The 19,047-nt window shown below is 34.7% G+C and carries 21 protein-coding genes; 19 read left to right on the forward strand and 2 right to left on the reverse strand.

Features of this window, described 5'->3' with window-relative positions; translation table 11 throughout:
- Positions 1 to 127: 127 nt before the first annotated feature.
- Positions 128 to 346 carry a putative signal transducing protein gene (locus tag H4K33_RS00745; RefSeq protein ID WP_182646593.1) on the reverse strand — a complete coding sequence of 73 codons (219 nt, stop codon included), beginning with the start codon at positions 344 to 346 and terminating at the stop codon, positions 128 to 130.
- 140 nt (positions 347 to 486) lie between these two features.
- Here H4K33_RS00745 and H4K33_RS00750 point away from each other — a divergent pair, with 140 nt between their 5' ends.
- The 10 genes from H4K33_RS00750 (at position 487) to H4K33_RS00795 (ending at position 8,527) form a co-directional block, all read left to right on the forward strand.
- On the forward strand, positions 487 to 1,509 hold the full coding sequence (locus H4K33_RS00750; RefSeq protein ID WP_182646594.1) for a low specificity L-threonine aldolase: 1,023 nt from the start codon (positions 487 to 489) through the stop codon (positions 1,507 to 1,509).
- A gap of 5 nt (positions 1,510 to 1,514) precedes the next feature.
- Positions 1,515 to 2,369 (forward strand): HAD-IIB family hydrolase, encoded by an 855-nt coding sequence (locus H4K33_RS00755; RefSeq protein ID WP_182646595.1) that lies wholly within the window; start codon positions 1,515 to 1,517, stop codon positions 2,367 to 2,369.
- A 143-nt stretch (positions 2,370 to 2,512) separates the two neighbouring features.
- Entirely contained in the window at positions 2,513 to 3,499 is a 987-nt protein-coding gene (locus H4K33_RS00760) for a fumarylacetoacetate hydrolase family protein (RefSeq protein WP_182646596.1), read from the forward strand.
- Positions 3,500 to 4,218: 719 nt separating this feature from the next.
- Positions 4,219 to 4,794: a zeta toxin family protein gene (locus H4K33_RS00765; protein WP_182646597.1), complete on the forward strand. Its 576-nt coding sequence runs from the start codon at positions 4,219 to 4,221 to the stop codon at positions 4,792 to 4,794.
- Positions 4,791 to 4,979, forward strand: a complete 189-nt coding sequence (locus tag H4K33_RS00770; RefSeq protein WP_182646598.1) for a hypothetical protein — start codon at positions 4,791 to 4,793, stop codon at positions 4,977 to 4,979. The genes H4K33_RS00765 and H4K33_RS00770 overlap by 4 nt, the downstream gene beginning before the upstream one ends.
- A gap of 134 nt (positions 4,980 to 5,113) precedes the next feature.
- On the forward strand, positions 5,114 to 5,695 hold the full coding sequence (locus H4K33_RS00775; RefSeq protein WP_182646599.1) for a non-canonical purine NTP diphosphatase: 582 nt from the start codon (positions 5,114 to 5,116) through the stop codon (positions 5,693 to 5,695).
- A gap of 252 nt (positions 5,696 to 5,947) precedes the next feature.
- Positions 5,948 to 6,535, forward strand: a complete 588-nt coding sequence (gene def / locus H4K33_RS00780) for a peptide deformylase (RefSeq protein WP_182646600.1) — start codon at positions 5,948 to 5,950, stop codon at positions 6,533 to 6,535.
- 57 nt (positions 6,536 to 6,592) lie between these two features.
- A complete protein-coding gene (locus H4K33_RS00785; RefSeq protein WP_182646601.1) occupies positions 6,593 to 7,006 on the forward strand; it encodes a DUF5606 domain-containing protein in 414 nt (137 codons plus the stop codon).
- A gap of 70 nt (positions 7,007 to 7,076) precedes the next feature.
- The gene (mazG, locus tag H4K33_RS00790) at positions 7,077 to 7,856 is read left to right on the forward strand and encodes a nucleoside triphosphate pyrophosphohydrolase (protein ID WP_182646602.1); all 780 of its coding nucleotides are present in this window, start codon (positions 7,077 to 7,079) and stop codon (positions 7,854 to 7,856) included.
- 11 nt (positions 7,857 to 7,867) lie between these two features.
- Positions 7,868 to 8,527 carry a hypothetical protein gene (locus H4K33_RS00795; RefSeq protein ID WP_182646603.1) on the forward strand — a complete coding sequence of 220 codons (660 nt, stop codon included), beginning with the start codon at positions 7,868 to 7,870 and terminating at the stop codon, positions 8,525 to 8,527.
- 370 nt (positions 8,528 to 8,897) lie between these two features.
- On the opposite strand, the gene H4K33_RS00800 is transcribed toward H4K33_RS00795, so the two are convergent.
- The gene (locus H4K33_RS00800; protein ID WP_182646604.1) at positions 8,898 to 11,033 is read right to left on the reverse strand and encodes an outer membrane beta-barrel family protein; all 2,136 of its coding nucleotides are present in this window, start codon (positions 11,031 to 11,033) and stop codon (positions 8,898 to 8,900) included.
- Positions 11,034 to 11,323: 290 nt separating this feature from the next.
- Between H4K33_RS00800 and bcp the strand changes: the two genes are divergently transcribed.
- From bcp to H4K33_RS00845, 9 genes are all read left to right on the forward strand, one after another.
- Positions 11,324 to 11,779, forward strand: coding sequence for a thioredoxin-dependent thiol peroxidase (bcp, locus tag H4K33_RS00805; protein WP_182646605.1), 456 nt, complete (start codon positions 11,324 to 11,326; stop codon positions 11,777 to 11,779).
- A gap of 45 nt (positions 11,780 to 11,824) precedes the next feature.
- Positions 11,825 to 12,808, forward strand: a complete 984-nt coding sequence (locus H4K33_RS00810; protein ID WP_182646606.1) for a DUF2157 domain-containing protein — start codon at positions 11,825 to 11,827, stop codon at positions 12,806 to 12,808.
- Complete coding sequence (locus H4K33_RS00815; RefSeq protein WP_182646607.1) at positions 12,798 to 13,901, forward strand: DUF4401 domain-containing protein; 1,104 nt, start codon at positions 12,798 to 12,800, stop codon at positions 13,899 to 13,901. Before H4K33_RS00810 ends, H4K33_RS00815 begins: the two co-directional genes overlap by 11 nt.
- Positions 13,891 to 14,397, forward strand: coding sequence for a GDYXXLXY domain-containing protein (locus H4K33_RS00820; protein ID WP_182646608.1), 507 nt, complete (start codon positions 13,891 to 13,893; stop codon positions 14,395 to 14,397). Before H4K33_RS00815 ends, H4K33_RS00820 begins: the two co-directional genes overlap by 11 nt.
- 5 nt (positions 14,398 to 14,402) lie before the next feature.
- Complete coding sequence (locus tag H4K33_RS00825) at positions 14,403 to 14,879, forward strand: META domain-containing protein (RefSeq protein ID WP_182646609.1); 477 nt, start codon at positions 14,403 to 14,405, stop codon at positions 14,877 to 14,879.
- Positions 14,880 to 14,987: 108 nt separating this feature from the next.
- A complete protein-coding gene (locus H4K33_RS00830) occupies positions 14,988 to 15,434 on the forward strand; it encodes a copper resistance protein NlpE (protein WP_182646610.1) in 447 nt (148 codons plus the stop codon).
- Between the two features lie 961 nt (positions 15,435 to 16,395).
- A complete protein-coding gene (gene menA, locus H4K33_RS00835) occupies positions 16,396 to 17,307 on the forward strand; it encodes a 1,4-dihydroxy-2-naphthoate octaprenyltransferase (protein WP_182646611.1) in 912 nt (303 codons plus the stop codon).
- Positions 17,308 to 17,317: 10 nt separating this feature from the next.
- A complete protein-coding gene (locus H4K33_RS00840) occupies positions 17,318 to 18,004 on the forward strand; it encodes a metal-dependent hydrolase (RefSeq protein WP_182646612.1) in 687 nt (228 codons plus the stop codon).
- Between the two features lie 5 nt (positions 18,005 to 18,009).
- Entirely contained in the window at positions 18,010 to 19,038 is a 1,029-nt protein-coding gene (locus H4K33_RS00845) for an o-succinylbenzoate synthase (protein WP_182646613.1), read from the forward strand.
- Positions 19,039 to 19,047 lie beyond the last annotated feature (9 nt).

Below are 19,047 nucleotides of genomic sequence, written 5' to 3' on the forward strand. Positions count from 1 at the left end.
AAGGCATTTTTAAGTTGCATAGTAGAGCTACGGAATGAAAAAATGGCAAAAAGTAGGTTCAAAAGAGCAATTTTTTAACCAATTAGAAAAAGTCAAGATGAGTTCTGGATACAATAAATAAAAAAGATTACTCTTCTAAACCGTTTTCTTTTAACAAAGCTTCTGCCTTAGCTAAATCATTCTCCTCAACTAATACGTGAACCGCCTTTCCTAATGTGCCATATCCCGCACTACGTCCAGCTTCAATATCATCGCGGATAATGTAAGCTATCTTGTTTTCTTCTAGTAAGTTGCGTACAGCTAAAACCATAACTTCGCTACCAGCGAATAATTTCTTGTGATTCATATCCTTCTATTTTTATTTAAAAGTACGCTTTTTATACCGAAAAAAAGAAAGGACCTCTATTTTTTTTAACAAATCTTTCGCTTCAATCCCTCTTTCTTGCTTAATAAAGTTCTATTTTTACTTGATTCAATACCATCGATATGTACAACCTCAAAATAGACTATGCAGAAGGTGCTCACCCTGCAATTTTGGATCAATTACTCCAAACTAATTTTATACAGCAAAATGGCTACGGCATAGACGAGTATACAATAAAGGCAAAGGCAATTTTACGTGAGAAAATGAATAAGGAGGATGCGGAGCTCTTCTTTGTATCAGGTGGAACACAAGCAAACTTGTTGGTAATTTCTTTCTTATTGCGACCACATGAAGCAGTAATTAGCGCGAATACAGGACATATCTACGCTAACGAAACAGGGGCAATAGAAGCCACAGGACACAAAGTAATTCCCATAGAATCTAAGGACGGAAAATTAACTCCAACACAAATTAAACAAACCCTAGTGACATTTCAACTGCGTCCTCATGTAGTGAAACCGAAAGTAGTGTATATTTCCAATACAACCGAAATCGGAAGCGTATATACCGAGCGCGAGTTACAAGACTTATCAGTATTTTGTAAAGCAGAAGGACTCCTTCTATTTATGGATGGTGCGCGTTTAGGTCACGCCCTGACAGCGCCAAAAAACGATCTAAGTTTGGTGCGAATTGCAGAACTAGTTGATGTTTTCTATATCGGAGCAACTAAAAATGGCGCTTTGTTTGGGGAAGCTATTGTTTTTCCTAACCCTCAAATGGCCGTTGATTTTGATTATAACCTTAAACAAAAAGGAGCTCTTTTTGCAAAGGGTAGAGTATTAGGCATTCAATTCTTAGCGCTGTTTGAAGAAGATTTGTATTTTAAATTAGCCAAAGAAGCCAATGAAATGGCAATGAAACTAGCCCAAGCATTTGAAGAAAAAGGATATTCTTTTTTAGTAGAACCTTCAAGTAATCAGATATTTCCAATATTACCTGTACCCTTAATTCAACGCCTTCAAGAAAAATTCGATTTTTACGTATGGAAACCCATTAATACAGAATATGCCGCTGTGAGGATAATTACCTCTTGGACAACGGATGATTTAATGCTAGATGTTTTCATCTCCATGCTAAATGAATAATTAAAATGGAACAAGTATTTATTACCGATTTAGACGGAACCCTGCTCAATAATCGTGGATATTTAAGCTATGATAGCGAGCAGATACTCGGTGAAATTAGTGCGTCAACCCCTCATAAAATAGCTTTTGCTACAGCACGAGGATTGACGAGTGCTGCCAAAGTAATACAGCAAGTCCCTTGGAATTTTCCAGTAATTTTAAACAATGGAGCCGTTATTTACGATTGGCAAGCGCAGCAAGTGCTAAAAATCAAAGGAATAGAAACTCAATTCGTTCAAAAGGTGTTGGAATTGGCCGCTACTAAAGGAATTTCACCCTTTATCTTTACATTGAATGAACAGTTTGAAGAAGGAATATTTTATCAATCCAATCCAAGTGTTGGATTACAGTATTTCATGCAACTCAGACCTAATGATCCGCGTTTTATAGAAGTATCTAATCTAGAACAAGAAACTTCAACTTGGGATACTCAAAGTTTGGTTCTCATGTTTATTGGTGATTACGATACCTTAGTGTGGGTAAAACTGTATTTACAGGAGCATTACAGTGAGGATTTGAAATGTTTATTGATGCAAGATCAATACATTCCCAATCACTTTGTATTAGAAATATCTAACGCTAAAGCAACCAAAGAAAAAGCGATTGAATATTTACAAGAACAATACAACATTAAAGGAGAACAATTGCATCTATTTGGCGATAATTTAAATGACGAAGGCATGCTAAAATTAGAAGCCAATACCTATGCAGTAGGTAATGCACATCCTCAGATTTTGGAATTAGTACAGCACAGAATCCCAACGAATGAGCAAGACGGAGTAACCCAAACCATTAAACTCCTTGTAAATCACATTCTATAAAAAAAGAGGGAGATAGCTTGTACACACAAAAGGAAATTATAGTATTCCCTATTTTTTTTATACCTTCGGCTTTTCTTTTTCCAAACCTATATGGGAGGCAGAAAAGCAAGTAAACCAACAATAAAAACTAAAAACATAAATTCATGAAATTAGCTAGTATTAACAATGGCACAAGAGATGGTCAATTAGTCGTTGTTTCAAAAGACTTGTCAAAAGCAGTTGTAGTAACTGAAATTGCAGCTACAATGCAAGCAGCATTAGATCAATGGGCAACCAAAGAATCACTTTTAAAAGAGGTGTATGACAACTTAAACGCAGGGAAACTATCTAATACCATCGATTTTACAGCAGCTAAAATAATGGCGCCAATCCCACGTGCATACCACTGGGCGGATGGAAGTGCCTATGTAACACACGTTGAATTAGTTCGTAAAGCTAGAAACGCAGAGTTGCCAGAATCATTCTGGACAGATCCATTAATGTATATGGGTGCATCTGATGCTTTCATTGGGGCGACAGATGATATCTTAATAGAAAAAGAAGAGTGGGGAATTGACTTCGAATCAGAAGTAGCTGTTATTACAGACGACGTACCTCCAGGAGTAGACGCACAAACTGCATTGAAACACATTAAATTGGTAACCATTTTAAATGACGTTTCACTGAGAAACTTAATTCCAGCAGAATTGGGTAAACAGTTTGGATTTTATCAATCAAAACCATGGACTACCTTTGCACCAGTTATGGTAACCCTAGATGAGTTAGGAGAAGATTGGAAAGAAGGAAAACTACATTTACCACTACACTCAACGTTAAATGGTACTTTAGTAGGATCGCCAAATGCAGGAGTAGATATGACATTTAACTTCGGACAATTAGTAGCACATGCAGCTAAAACGCGTTCATTAATGGCTGGAACAGTAATCGGATCAGGAACCGTTGCTAACCAAGGTAGCCCAACAGGATCAAGCTGTTTAGCAGAAGTAAGATGCCTAGAAACAATTAAAGATGGCAAACCATCAACACCATTCATGCAATTCGGAGATCGCATCGAAATTGAGATGATGGATAAAGAAGGAAACAGCATCTTTGGAAGAATTAACCAAGTAGTAAAAGAATACAAAAAATAAGAGTAAAAGAAGGAGCGAATTTTCGCTCCTTTTTTTATGGGGATCAATTATCGGTTATGAGGTATCGGTTATGAGGTATCGGTTATGAGGTATCGGTAGATTTTACTAAAAAAGCCAAGACTGTCTTTAAACGAAAATTTCATCATCTCACCATCTCAACCTCTCACCATCTCAACCTCTCACCATCTCAACCTCTCAACATCTCAACCTCTCAACAAAAAATAACTTATGAGATATCAGTAGATTTTTCTAAAATAGGTACTATTTCCTTTCAACGACAAACAACACACACCAAACACCAACTCATCGCCTCACCATCTCACCAAACAATGAACAACGAACAACTGAGTTCCCTATATCCACGTTTGAGTGTTTGTATTTTTCCGTTTCGGTACTTTTTTTCGAAGCAATACTCAAAATAGAAGTACTATTGTACTAGGTTAAAACTTGTGGAAGAAAAAAAGTGAACGCCTATTTTTAGTAGAATATCTTTTTTTGATATAAAATGGTTGAGTTAAAATTTTATTAGATATTCTTACCGTATAGAACGTTTATTTTCTTTTACTAGGTTAGTAATTGATAAGGTGAATGAGAAGAACAAACTTATAATGAGTTTGTTCTTTTTTTATGCATTCATTTTTGGATATGGAGCGCTGTTAGCCATGAAACAGCGATTATAAATTTTAAATAAAGCTTAAAATATATTGTATATTTGTTAGATGAGTAACAAGAATTTATACATAATCGCCGGTTGTAATGGAGCAGGAAAGACTACTGCTTCTTTTTCTTTGTTACCTGAAATTTTAGATTGTAAGGAATTTGTAAATGCAGATGAAATTGCCAAAGGGTTGTCGCCTTTTCAACCAGATAAAGTCGCTGTTGAGGCAGGTCGAATTATGTTGAATAGAATAAATGATTTATTCAAAAGTCAAAAAAACTTTGCCTTTGAAACAACTTTGGCTACAAAAATTTATAAAAACAAGATACTCAATGCAAAGGAAATGGGGTATCATTCAACCTTATTGTTTTTTTGGTTAAGCAATGTGGAATTAGCGAAAGAAAGGGTTAGAACAAGAGTTCTAGAAGGAGGGCACAATATAGCCGAAAATGTTATTGAGAGAAGATATTTAAATGGAATAAAAAATTTGTTTGAAATCTATTTAGACATTGTAGATGAGGCTTTTATTTTTGACAATTCTCAAGGTGTTCCTATTTTAGTTGCAGAGAAAGTGTTTGGAAAACAGCTTAAGGTTTTTGAAAAACAAAGATTTAATGATTTAAAACAATATGTATGAAAACAAAGGCAAGAGATATAAAAAAAGCAAAGATTTTATCTGGACTTGAACAGGCATATAAAAAAATGATCGCGTTTAAGAAAGAAAAAAATAGTGAAATTGTCATTATTAAAGATGATAAAATAGTACACGTTAAGCCTGAATCTGTAGTTTTGAATGAGCTAGAAAGTGAAAAGAAAATATAGTAATTAGTAGAGAGAAATAGAAGAACAAACTTATAATGAGTTTGTTCTTTTTTTTATTCAATCTTCCATCTCTTATTTCGTTTTTCGTCTCTCCTAACTATTTTGTACTTTTGAGCGGATAAAAAACAAACACGATGAAACTCATATTTGCTTCAAACAATAAGAATAAGATTCAAGAAATCAAAAACCAAGTACCAGCATCAATAGAAATATTGAGTTTAGAAGATATTGGATGCATGGTAGACATACCAGAAACTGCAGATACCATTGAAGGAAATGCGCTATTAAAAGCAGATTACATCAAAAGACACTATGGATTTAATTGTTTTGCAGATGATTCAGGATTAGAAGTTGATGCGTTGCACGGGGCACCAGGTGTATATTCTGCAAGATACGCTGGAGAAGATAAAAACGATCAGGCAAACAATGCGAAATTATTAAGCGAATTAGCAGATAAAACCGATAGAAAGGCTAATTTTAAAACGGTAATTGCCTTACATTACAATGGAGAGCAACACTTGTTTACTGGGATTATTAAAGGAGAAATTCTTACCGAACCACAAGGAGAAGGAGGATTTGGTTACGATCCGTTGTTTCAAGCAGAAGGGATGAATCAATCCTTTGCAGAATTGAGTATACAGCAAAAAAATGCAGTGAGTCATAGAGGAAGAGCGGTTAGTCAACTTGTTGATTTCTTGAAAGACAAAGAAGAATAAAAGAAATACAAGACAAGAGCTTTCTTCAACAGAAAGCTTTTTTTGTGCATAACGATTATTTAATATTTTATGAATCAGTTGATTACTTGAGTTTACCTTTCATTTTTTCCTGCGCATTCTCTTTCTAAAACTACAAAAGCAAGGGATAAAGGCAAAAAGTTAAATCGAAAAAAGTTTTGTAGTCTGCAAGAATACTATAAATTTGACTAATTTTGCAATCGTTTAAATCAATAAAGATACAAAGGAACAACTATGATACTATCAATTGTTGGTTATGGAGATCCTGTCTTGCGTAAAGTAGGAGAAAACATAACAAAAGATTACCCAAATTTAGATGAATTAATTGCTAATATGTACGATACGATGTATTCAGCTAGTGGAGTAGGTTTAGCAGCTCCTCAAGTGGGATTGCCGATTCGTCTATTTGTAGTTGATTGTGCGCCATTTGCAGAGATTGAAGACAACACGCCAGAAGAAAAAGAGTTTTTAACAAGCTACAAAAGAACGTTCATCAACGCCAAGATTATTAAAGAAGAAGGGAAAGAGTGGTCGTTTAATGAAGGGTGTTTAAGTATTCCAGATGTACACGAACCAGTGATTCGCAAGGAGCAAATCACCATTGAATATTGCGATGAAAACTTTGTTAGCTATACCGAAACAATCAACGGATTAGCGGCACGTGTAATTCAACACGAGTATGATCACATTGAAGGAATTCTGTTTACAGACAAATTATCTAGCCTAAAGAAAAAATTAATTGCCAAGCGATTAAAGAATATTATGGAAGGGAAAGTGTTTACAGACTATAAAATGAAATTTGCTACTAAAAAAGGTAGATAAAAAATTGGAAATTAAGAAGTAATTAAGATATTTGTTACAAAAGAAAAATTTTAGAAAATGAGTTTAGAAAAAGTATTAGCTATTTCTGGTAAGCCAGGATTATTTGAGTTAATTGTTCAAACACGCACAGGATTTATTGCAGAATCATTAGTTGACGGGAAAAGAAGCACAGTAGGATTAAAAAACAACGTTAGTTTATTATCTGAAATCTCAATATACACGCACGAAGGAGAAATCAAACTTTTTGACGTATTTAAAAGTATTGCAGCGAAAGAAAACAATGGAGAGGCTATCTCTCACAAAGTTTCTGATCCAGAGTTAGTTGCTTATTTCCAAGAAGTATTGCCTAACTACGATTCAGAGCGCGTTTATAACTCTGATATTAAAAAAGTAATCAACTGGTATAATATCGTACAAAAAAGAGGATTAATTCAAGAAGCTTTCCAAGAAGCAGTTGAAGAAAACAAATAAGAAAAAAGAATAGATAAAAAGCTCGTTGTATAACGAGCTTTTTTATTTTTACAAGATTAATACAAGTATCATGCATACACAACAAGAAAAATTAGACGCTGTTGGACGATTGCTAACCATCATGGATGAGTTGAGAGTGCAATGTCCTTGGGATAAAAAACAAACTTTTGCAACTTTGCGTTCGCTGACTATTGAAGAGGTCTATGAGTTGGCAGATAGTATTTCAATCGGTGACACTAAAGAAATGCAAGGAGAACTTGGCGATTTGTTGATGCATATTGTTTTCTACGCAAAAATAGGGAGTGAGCAAGGCTTGTTTGATGTTAAGACCATTGCAGATGGTATTTGCGACAAATTGATTTACAGACACCCTCATATTTACGGAGATACTCAAGTAGCAAATGAACAAGAAGTGCTCCAAAATTGGGAACAACTCAAGCTAAAAGCAGGTAGAGAATCTGTTTTAGAAGGCGTTCCAACTAGTTTACCAGCCATTATTAAAGCATTACGCATGCAAGAAAAGGCAAGTGGTATAGGTTTTGATTGGAGTAATAAAACCGATGTTTGGGCCAAAGTAGAAGAAGAAATTCAAGAATTTAAAGCAGAGGAAATGGCGGGTAATAAAGAATTAATGGAAAAAGAATTTGGCGATATTCTTTTTTCACTCGTTAATTATGCACGCTTTGTCGGAATTGATCCTGAACATGCTTTAAGTCAAACCAATCACAAGTTTATGACGCGTTTTCAAACTATGGAAAAACTCGTCCAAGCTGAAAGTAAAGGATTGTCTCATATGAATTTAGAGGAAATGGACGTATATTGGGAAAAAGCAAAAAAACAAACGCAATAAAAAAAAGAAAAATGAAAAAGAAAAAGAAAAATCCAAAGTATATAGGCGCGTTACTTGCACTTATTCTTTGCTCCTTTGTTGGATATGGTCAACGTATTGAAAAAGACATCTTTGATGATCTGATTTTCAAAGAAGGACAGTATAAAGCAAAATTAGAAAAAGACATTTTTGATGCCTTTATCTTTACAGATTCTAATAATAATAAAATAGAATTCAGCAACTCTTATTTAGCAAAGAAAATAGGTGATAAGTATAACGACTACGATGTAAAATCGTTGTTCTTTCAAGATTTGGTTTTGGATTATCGACATATTGGTGGATATGAAGCAAGTTATAAAATAGATATTCTCGGTACCTTAACGATAACAGATAACCAAGGAAAAACGATAAAGTCTAAAGAAGACATTTTTGGTAACCGAAAAATAGAAACTACGAATAAAAAGATTTCCTCTAGCATTCAAAAGAACTTATCAGGTGATTTAGAATACTCTAGTGGTAAACAATGGGCTAAATTGAAAAAAAATACAGGTGGAACTTATAGCTATACTGATAGTAACAAAACTACAATTGAGATGCAACCTGTCGTTTGGGAACAGTTTATGAATCGATATAAATCCGAATATACTATTTTTAATTTTTTACTAGAAGATTTTCTACTAAACAAGCATTAGTTTATCGTTTATAATGTTCTTGTTTAGGTTAATTTAAAAAGATAATTTGTTAAAGTGTCAGATAAATTATAGACATAAGGCCTTTGTTTCAATATTTTAGTAATAATTATTTAAAGTTTTTTCTTTCAAATTATTTGAGCTATTTTGCGGCCTGTAATTAGACACGAGGTCCCCACTTCGAAAAAGACACCTTCTAGATAGAAGTTTTTCCTAAGGAATCTCAAAGATAATACAACAACATACATTTAAAAATCAAATTTGACAAGTAGCCACGTCTAGATTTTATGGTAAAAAAAAGCCAACTCTATGAGTTGGCTTTTTCATTTGTTACTTGATATGGAAAGTGAAACAAGTCACGCGCACAGGCGATCTACCAGTTGTAATTGAAAGACAAAGTCATTACTCTGCTGTCCAAATCGTACTTTTGTCTTACATAAGAACCAAAATTAGTACCTGTTAAAATAAAATTATTCGTCTTCAAGACATCTGTTATCCCTAGTTTGATATTGCCTTTCTCATTAAAAACAGCCTTGGAAGCACCAAGTGATAAATCGAAATAAGCTTCCCTTTTGTATAATCCAATAGTAGATTTAGAGAAATATTGACCATTAATTTCTGCTTTGATTCCCTTTAAAAGAGAAAAACTATTTTGTGCATTTACTGTGAAAGCCAATTGTTTACTATCAATAGTAGTCTCTTGATATTCTCCTTTGTACTGATTGTTAAACACGTTGAACATACTACTCAAAGTCCAAAAATCAGTTGGATTGATCGTTGCAGTTAACGTCGCTCCATAGTGGTACGACTTACTGAGGTTTTCTTGTGTTTTAACCAATATTGTTTGGTTCTCTTCATAGCGATAAACTTGTGTCATCACATCTTTTGTCTGGCTAAAATAAAGTGTTCCAATGAGGTATTTACTCCAAATATAACCTAATTCAGTAGCGTGGGTAATCTCCGGTTTCAGGTGAACATTGCCTTCCCAATAATTAAAGGGATCACTGTAAAATCGAAAGGGATTTAAATCGAAATGACTCGGTCTATTGATGCGCTTACTGTAAGAAGCATAAAAACTATGTGCATGATCTGTTTCATACTTGATAGAAGCACTGGGAAATAGTTTGTTGTAATCCGTTTGATGCTCCTCATTCGATGTTTTTTGGTGAATATTACGATCCGTATATTCATTGCGCAAACCAACTTGAATTTGCCAATGATCCAAGGCTAATTTATAGTTAATGTAGGCTGCGTGAATTTGTTCTTTATAGGCATAGTGATTCGTTGTTACAGGATCAATAATCCATTGATTGTCTTCTTTTAGCTCATATATGGAGGGGTTGTCATTGGATTTAACTGTTGATTTCCACCCTGTTTCTAACGTTTGGTTGTTTAAAAGCGGAATGGTAAGATCTAACTTTCCATTGAATACGCGAAATTTAGAAGGAATTTTACCTCTTCGATCGTTGTGTTCTTCCTGAGAGAATAAAAGAGGGTGTTGCTCTTGTGTTTGGATGGATCGGAACTTAGATTGCTCCCAATCTATCTCTACATCAAGACGAGTACCCTCTGGTGAAAATTGATGTGTTCCATGAAAGCTATACGTATAATCATACCAATGCTCTTGATTGTAATTATCTGTGACAATAGAAGAGTATAAGGTTTCAATAGGGGCGTAGATCTGGTTATCTCCTTTGGATTTATTTTCATAACGGCCAATTTTTGCATCTATGAGAAATCCAAGAGTAGTTTTTGTTGACAATTGATAATCAGTACCCAATTTGAAATTATTCGAGGTCAAAGGTTCACTCGTTTTGTAAGTTTGATCGCTATGACGGATAGGGTATGTGCTAGGACTTTTAGGATCAAAGAAGTCCTGTTCAAAAGTTTTGCGTTCTTCTTCTCCTCGAAAGGTATAGCTATAATCGCCAAAGACACGCCAAGCATTAGGATTGTAATTGAATGAAAAACCTGTGTTCATGCGGTTCTTTCTGCCCCTTCCACCACTTGAATAAGCAGTTCCATTCAAACCCTCTACTACATTTTTTTTCAATACAATATTGATAATCCCCGCATTACCTGTTGCATCATACTTCGCAGAAGGGTTAGCTATGATTTCGATGTTTTTAACCAAGGAGGAATTGGTAGAACGAAGTAAATTAGCAAGTTCTTTAGAGGATAGCATACTTAATTTTCCATTAATCATAACACTAACACCGTTTTTTCCTCTTAAAGAGAGCTCCCCATCTTGAGAAACAAGTATACCAGGAGCTCGTCCGAGTACTTCCAAAACGGTACTACCATCAGATAGGGTACTGTTTTCAACGTTAAAAACCATTTTATCCGCCTTTTGCTGAAAAATAGGTTGATTAACACGTATCAGAACTTCACCGAGATCTGTATTTTCAACTTGAAATAAGCTGTCAAGTTGTACTTCTGTATAGCCTGTTGATTGCGCGATAGTAAATGAACTGCAAAGCGAAACAAACAAAATATAAATTCGATTCATAAATTAAAAGGTTATTTTTTTAATACAATCAAATAATTATTATTTAGATCAATTAAAAATAAAAAAGGTTGATTCGCAAATATAGTATTATTTAGAATGAATTTAAGCTTTGTTTTTTGATTTTTGTAAGTGATTGATAGTTACGTGGTAAAGGGGGTTTTGGTAGTAATTACCGCGATTAGTGCTTTCAAAAAGAGCTAGTTTTGTGATTTAAATACAGAGAGTGAGGTTAAAATGGTGGAGCTAAGTAAAAAAAAAGTAATTTTACTATTCACAAAAAGTATACTAGAATGACACATTTAAAAGTTGGTGATCAAGCGCCAAATTTTGTTGGCTTAGATCAAGAGGGAGTAAAACATCAGTTGAGCGATTATAAAGGCAAGAAATTAGTGGTCTTTTTTTATCCAAAAGCAAGTACACCAGGGTGTACGGCAGAAGTGTGTAACTTAAGAGATAATTACCAAGTGCTAAAGGAAAAAGGCTTTGAATTGCTAGGCGTAAGTGCGGATTCAGGAGCAAGACAGCAAAAATTTATCGACAAAAACAACTTGCCATTTCCGTTATTAGCAGATGAAAGCAAAGAAGTTTTAAATGCTTTTGGAGTATGGGGACCTAAAAAATTCATGGGAAGAACCTATGATGGGATTCACCGTATGACATTCGTTATTGACGAAAAAGGAGTGATCAGCAATGTGATTGACAAAGTGAAAACCAAAGATCACGCAGCTCAAATCTTAGAATTATAACAAAAAAGAGCAACATTGCTCTTTTTTGGTTGTTATACAAGTGTTATGAAAGAAAAGAAAATAAACAAGCAGGAGTTGTTTTTATTGAAAGAACACTCCACTATAAGTGAGGAGGACTTTAACGTACTCTATGAGCAGCACGGTGTAGCTTCTTCAAACCAATGGAAAGATTTTGGATACTATACTTTATTAGCCTGCGGTATAGGTTTTTTTGTAAGTGGAGTACTCTTTTTCTTTGCATTTAATTGGGATCATATGCCTGCAAATGTCAAGTTTATTCTTGTAGGAAGTGCGATTGTCTGTAGTGCCTATTTTTCGATAACAACTCGAGTAAAAGAATCTATAAACAAAATATGTCTCATTGCTACTTCTGTACTTGTTGGTGTGTTGCTCGCTGTCTTTGGACAGACCTATCAAACAGGTGCCAATGCCTATGACTTGTTTCTAACTTGGTTGTTGGTTGTAACGCCCTTGACGATCGTTAGTCAATCGACTTATCAATGGTTGTTTTTCAGTATTCTAGCGAATACAACGCTTATTTTAGCAATGGTACAACGCTTGCAAGTTGACTCTGTTTTTGTGGGAATCCTTTGTTTAGTGTTGGCTAATTTTATTCTTTTAGTATTGCCGAAGATAAAAGGGATTCACCGAACATTTGTGATTGGAAATTTGTATACGCAATTACAACTTGTTGTGGTTTATTTACTAGCAACCATAGGATTCGGTATTTGGTTGTTTACGAATGACGCAAATTATCAACCCAAAGAATTACAAGGTGCGCTTTGGATGCTGTTACTTGCTTTATTAATTATTGGTGGCGGTTTTGCAGTAGGGTGGATGCAGAAACAAATTTATTTGTTTTCCTATGCTTTAATTGCAGTAGTTAGCTGTGGGTTAATGCTTTGGATGAAATTATTTAAAGACTCAGCGGAAGGATTATTAATTTATATGCTTTATGCAATAGGGGCTATCTTTTTCATTATTAAGTTCGTGTCTAACAAATCAAAACAGTGGAAGTATGAAGAGTAGTTCATGGAGTGAGTTGGTTCGCCAAGTAGAGGATCAAGGTGTGGTCGTAGACGAACAAGTAACACAGCGCATACAAGAAGAAAATTCGATTAAATATATTTTCTTAAAAGTAGTAGCGTTATCGGGGAGTTTATTAGCTATGGGGTTTTTCTTTGGCTTTTTGTTTCTTGCGATAGGTGATTCTTTGGGTTATCTAAGTTTTTCCTTTTTTGGTGTGCTACTATATGCACTGAGTTTCTTAGGGAACAAAAAAACAGAACCAGCCTTGAGAGACGGTGTTTTTGTCGCAACTTATATCAGTGCTTTTGCCTGCCTGATTGCGGCTTGTATCGACTTAGATTGGAGTGAAAAGGGCAATTTATTAGGTGTGGTTGTACTTAGCGCCATTGGATTTGTTGTGTTTAAAAGTAAAATCATACAGTTCCTCTCTTTAATTAGCTTGTATTATGGTCTTGTTTTTTTATTGGGAACACTCCATTTAGGCTATGTTGGTATGGCATTGTTTTGGGTGGTTTTCATTGGCGTATATCTGCTCTTTACAAAAGAAGTACAACTGAGGACAGGAAGTGCGTTTGGAAATCAAAAGTACAACGCGTTGTTACATGCAGGTGTTGCAGTGATTTTTATAGATATTATGTTAGATAATTTAGCCTTTATAGAACCGTCAAGTTGGCTAAATCACAACCGATATGCAACTTATAATGAGCTTGGACATCAAATTTACTATGTCTTTGTCAGAATAATTCTCCTTGGTCTGACGTATTTTACCCTGAAACAAGGACTTGAAAAGCTATCATCTAAACAAAGAAATATCGTTATTATATTAAGTGCTGCAGTAATTTTGTTACTTTCTTCTGTTATGAATGGATTTGGAGTACCGTTGACTATCAGCTTGTTCTTTTTAGTTTGGTCCTTCCATTATCGCTTTCAAAAAGGAATAATAATGGCCATTCTTATGCTCTTAATCTCTGTAATCTGTTACTACTATTACTTACAGGTAAGTTTGCTAGTAAAGTCCCTTATTTTAATGGGATGTGGAGTGGTTTTTTTAGGAGGATTTTTAATTTATAATCGTTGGAATCGTGAAAAATAAGAGAAATATAGTTATTGTCATCACGCTCGTTTTGTTTGGTATATTTTTCTTATGTGCAGTGAGAGGAAAAGAAGACACGATCAAAGAAGGAAAGTTAGTTTTATTACCTCTAGCTCCTGTAGATCCCAGATCTTTAATACAAGGAGATTATATGCAATTGAATTACGCCATAAACGAGCAATTGCGTGCAACGCAAATTGATAGAGAAAACCTACACAAAAGAGGATATATAATACTAGGGGTGAACCAACAACAGGTAGGGAGCTTTCAAGGTATTAGTCAGGAGTTTCCAACGGTAAAAGAAGATTCGCTATTACCCATAAAATACTTTAATTGGGATGGATTTTCACTTGCTGTAGGAGCAGAAAGTTATTTCTTCCAAGAAAAGAAAGACACTTTATATGACAAAGCTAAATACGGCGGTTTAAGAGTAGATCAGCACGGAAATAGCGTGTTAATAGGGTTATATGATGAAGATTTAAAACTAATAGAATAAAACAAATGAAAAAAGGATGTTCAATACTGTTGCTTGCTACGACCTTACTTACTTTAGGATGTAAGAGTCAGGCCGTTGAAAAAGAAACAGATCAAGTCACAAAAACAATACAAACAAATGCAAGCGAAATAGCTGGAGAATGGGAGTTAGTAGAGATTAAATTTCGCCAAATGACGGATGAAAAACTAGAAGACCTTTTTCCGTTAAAAACACCTTTTTTGGTCATTGATACAGAGGCTATGATTATTTTCGGAAATAATGGTTGTAATGTGTATCGAGGTCCTATAAAAAGTATTACAGATACTTCACTCTTATTAGACAAAGGGTTGGCGTCAACTTTAAAGTACTGTTCAGGAGTTAAGCCTTTAGTTTATATGCAAGTATTGGGTGAGGCAAAAGAATACAAGATAGAAAATGATACTTTACTCTTACAATCCAAAGATAAAGAGGTTTATTTAAAGTATAAAAAAATAAATAATTAGTAATACTTTGTGTAAAATAAAAATATTTGTATCCTTTTTGTTTTAAAAAATGTAGAAGTGTAGAAAATATGTTGTAATTTTGAGGGAGAATAATAAAAAAATTTACCTATGAAAAGAATCTATTTTATCGCAGCTTTAGGTGTTTTAACATTAGCAAGTTGTAAAAAAGAAGTAAAAGAATCGACAGAAACTGCAGTAGAAGAAGTAGTTCCAACAGAAACAATTGCGGATAATTCAAAAACATCTTTAGACTGGGCGGGTACCTATAAAGGTACAATTCCTTGTGCAGATTGTCCTGGAATTGACGAAACAATCGAACTGAAACAAGACGGTACGTTCAAAATCGTAGACCATTATCAAGAGAAAAAAGATGGTCATTTTGAGTCTGAAGGAACGTTTGAATGGGATGCTACAGGAAGCAAAATTACACTTACTTCAAAAGATGGAAGTAAAAAAATCGCTGCTGTTGAGGAAGGAAGTATCTTGCTTTTAGACCAAGATGGAAATGAAATCACAGGTAATATGGCAGAGCTTTACCGTTTGAAAAAACAGTAAAAACTAGAAAATAACAAGAATTTAAAAAGGCGAAAATGATCATCATTTTCGCCTTTTTTGTTGATATAATCCAATCTTTTTGACGTTGTTTTTTAGCTCTTTGTTGAGCTTTATTTCTTGTAATTACAGCGTAAAATGAGCAGAGATACACCGCGTAAATAAGGTGTGTTTTTACCCCAATTAATGAATTTAATATTCATTTGTTTTAGAGTAAATGGAAAGCAAACTATCAGAATTACTATGTTTTTTTTGCTCTTGCTTCTGATTTTTTCGAGGAGAAATGAGTAATCAAAATAGCAGTTTTTATCTCTTTTAGCGTGTGTGTTTTAAGCGTGAGGGGAAGAGTATAAGAAATTAAAAATACCAACGAAGTCCCTTTAATTGGAAGAAAATACAACTGAATTTGAGCTTTTAGTAGGGTGTATTTTAAAGAAATAAAAGTACATTTTTTTTAAAAAAATAAAGACTTTTTTCGAAAAGCAAATATTTAATTGAGTAATAAAATAGCCTAATTTTAAAACGTAACTTTATTGTGCTTAAATTCGTAACTGAGGTTTTTTTGTATCGATTTATATCCGTTAAACACCAAAAACAATATATAACTTTAAGTTATGTGTTGTTTTTGAAAATATTAAATAGTTGATTTCTAAAATATTGCAAATCTTTACTTTATCTATAAGTTTAGGTTGAATTGTTTTACTTTAACTAGATGTAGTTTAAAAATAAGCAAGGCAAAATACGTACTTTTAAGTGGTGATGAAAACTGTTAGGTACTTTTATCTTAAGTAATACTTTAAGTGATATTAACAGCTAAGGAAGGCGCCGATATGAATGCTTAACTACACGACTATATACCTCAACTAGACAAATAAAATCTAGCTGTGTGTTTACAAAATTTTTATCCTTAATTTTGCTGAAATAGTCAGAGTGTACTATTTGTTTTTTTGAAAGTTTACTTCATATGTCAAAAACCAAAACTTGGGTTTCTGCTGCAAGATTGCGCACCTTACCTTTATCGATCTCAGGAATCATTGTCGGAACTGCTTGTGCTTTTCCTTTCTATGCTCATCATCCTAATTTTTACCTCATTTTTTTCTTCGCTATTTTGACTACTTTACTGTTTCAGATCTTGTCGAATTTTGCCAACGATTATGGAGACGGAGTGAAGGGAACTGACAATGAAAATAGACTAGGTCCACAACGTGCATTGCAAAGTGGTTTGTTGAAGAAAGAAGAATTGAAAAAGGGAATAATTTTTACCGCTGGACTATCTTTAGTTTCTGCCTTGATATTAATTTACCTTGCCTTTGGTAGCGCTCATTTTTTTACTTCTTTGTTTTTCTTTGTTTTGGGCATTAGTTGTGTGGCTGCCGCAATTAAATACACCGTAGGACAATCGGCTTATGGATATCGTGGATTAGGTGATTTGTTTGTCTTTATCTTTTTTGGACTAGTTAGCGTAATCGGTTGCTTTTATCTCTACGGACAATCAATCGATCTTTGGGTTATTTTGCCTGCAGTTGCTGTTGGAAATTTGAGTATTGCCGTTTTGAATATTAATAACATGCGCGATCTAGATGCAGATAAAGTAGTTGGCAAAAATACTCTGGCTGTTAAGCTAGGGCGTCAAAAGGCCAAACGCTATCACTATTTCATTATTCTCTTTGCTTTAGCCGCATTTATCGTATATGCGTTGCACAGCGAAAAAGCTTGGTGGAATTACGCGTTTATCCTTGCCTATATTCCATTGATCAAGCATTTATTTTTTGTTCAAAATAATACAGAACCAAGAGAATTAGATAGTCAAATGAAAGTTGTTGCACTAAGCACTTTTTTTGTTTCTGTACTTTTTTCCTTAGCTTTAATCTTATAAAATAAAAATTATGAAAATAACGTATTACGGTCATGCTTGTTTAGGCATCCAGATTGAAGATATTCACGTAATTGTAGATCCGTTTATTACAGGAAATCCACTTCCTGCAGCAAAAGAAATCAACGTCAATGAAATAAAAGCAGATTATATTCTCTTGACACATGCACACGGAGATCACATTGCCGATGTTGAACTGATCGCCAAAAATAATCCAGAAGCTGTTATTGTTTCTAATGCTGAAATAGCAGGGCACTACGAAGCGAAAGGATTTAATGCGCATCCAATGAATCACGGCGGAAGCTGGCAATTCGATTTTGGAAAGGTAAAATATACACCAGCCATTCACTCTAGTTCGTTTCCTGATGGAAGCTATGGAGGACAACCTGGAGGATTTGTGATTGAAAGTAAAAACAAAAATATTTATATCGCTGGAGATACGTCTCTGACGATGGACATGAAGTTAATCCCCCTGTTTACAGATTTGGATTTGGCTATTTTGCCTATCGGAAGCAATTTTACAATGGGGGTAGAAGAAGCTGTTGTCGCTTCTGATTTTGTAAAATGTGATAAAGTACTTGGTTATCATTTTGATACTTTTGGCTATATCGAAATTGATCACGAAGAGGCGAAACGCAAATTCTTTGAAAAAGGAAAAGACTTGATGCTTTTGCGTATTGGTGAAAGCTTAACTTTATAAATAAGATGAAAGCAACGTATAGCAAGCATATTTTGCGTTTTAAGCGACCTTCTGGCACATCAAGGGGTGTTATGACAGAAAAAGAAACTTGGTTGCTTAAAATTGAAGAAAACGATAAATTTGGAATAGGAGAGTGCGGTATACTGCGCTCTCTTAGTTTTGATGACCGTCCTGATTATGAAGCTAAACTACAATGGGTCGTGGAGCACATTCACTTGGGCAAAGAATCGCTATGGGAAGCTTTACGCGATTGGCCCTCTATTCAGTTTGGTGTAGAACAGGCTTTTTTATCCTTCGAAAGTGTAAATCCCTTTATTCTCTTTCCGTCTGCTTTTGTAGAGGGAAAAGAAGCAATTTCCATTAATGGATTAATTTGGATGGGGGAAGAAGCCTTTATGAAGGAGCAGATAGATGAAAAAATAACGCAAGGATTTACGTGTGTAAAGTTGAAAATTGGCGCGATTGATTTTGAAGCTGAACTGAGCTTATTGCAGTATATCCGAAAACATTTCACAGCACAACAAATTGAATTACGAGTTGACGCTAATGGAGGTTTTACGGTAGAAGATGCTCCAACTAAGCTCCAACAGTTGGCCCAATTATCGCTTCACAGTATCGAACAACCCATAAAACAGCATCAAGTGCCGCAAATGGCCGCACTATGTCAGTCGACAGCTTTGCCCATTGCGCTAGATGAAGAGTTGATTGGTGTTACGTCTTATGCTGATAAAGTAGCTCTTCTTGAGGCAATTCGCCCGCAGTATATTATCTTGAAGCCGAGTTTAGTTGGTGGATTTAAAGGGAGCTTAGAGTGGATCGAAATTGCAGAGCAACTAAAAATCGATTGGTGGATTACGTCTGCTTTGGAGAGTAATATCGGTTTAAACGCTATTGCACAGTGGACATTTACACTTGATAATCCAATGCCTCAAGGTCTGGGTACCGGTGCTTTGTATACCAATAACTTTAAATCTCCTCTTGAAGTCAAAGAAGGAAAACTTTGGTATGATGCTACTGGAAGTTGGGAGTTGTAAGGGGCTGGT

The organism is Myroides sp. WP-1 (assembly GCF_014145635.1).
In the GTDB taxonomy this organism is placed as follows: Bacteria; Bacteroidota; Bacteroidia; order Flavobacteriales; family Flavobacteriaceae; genus Flavobacterium.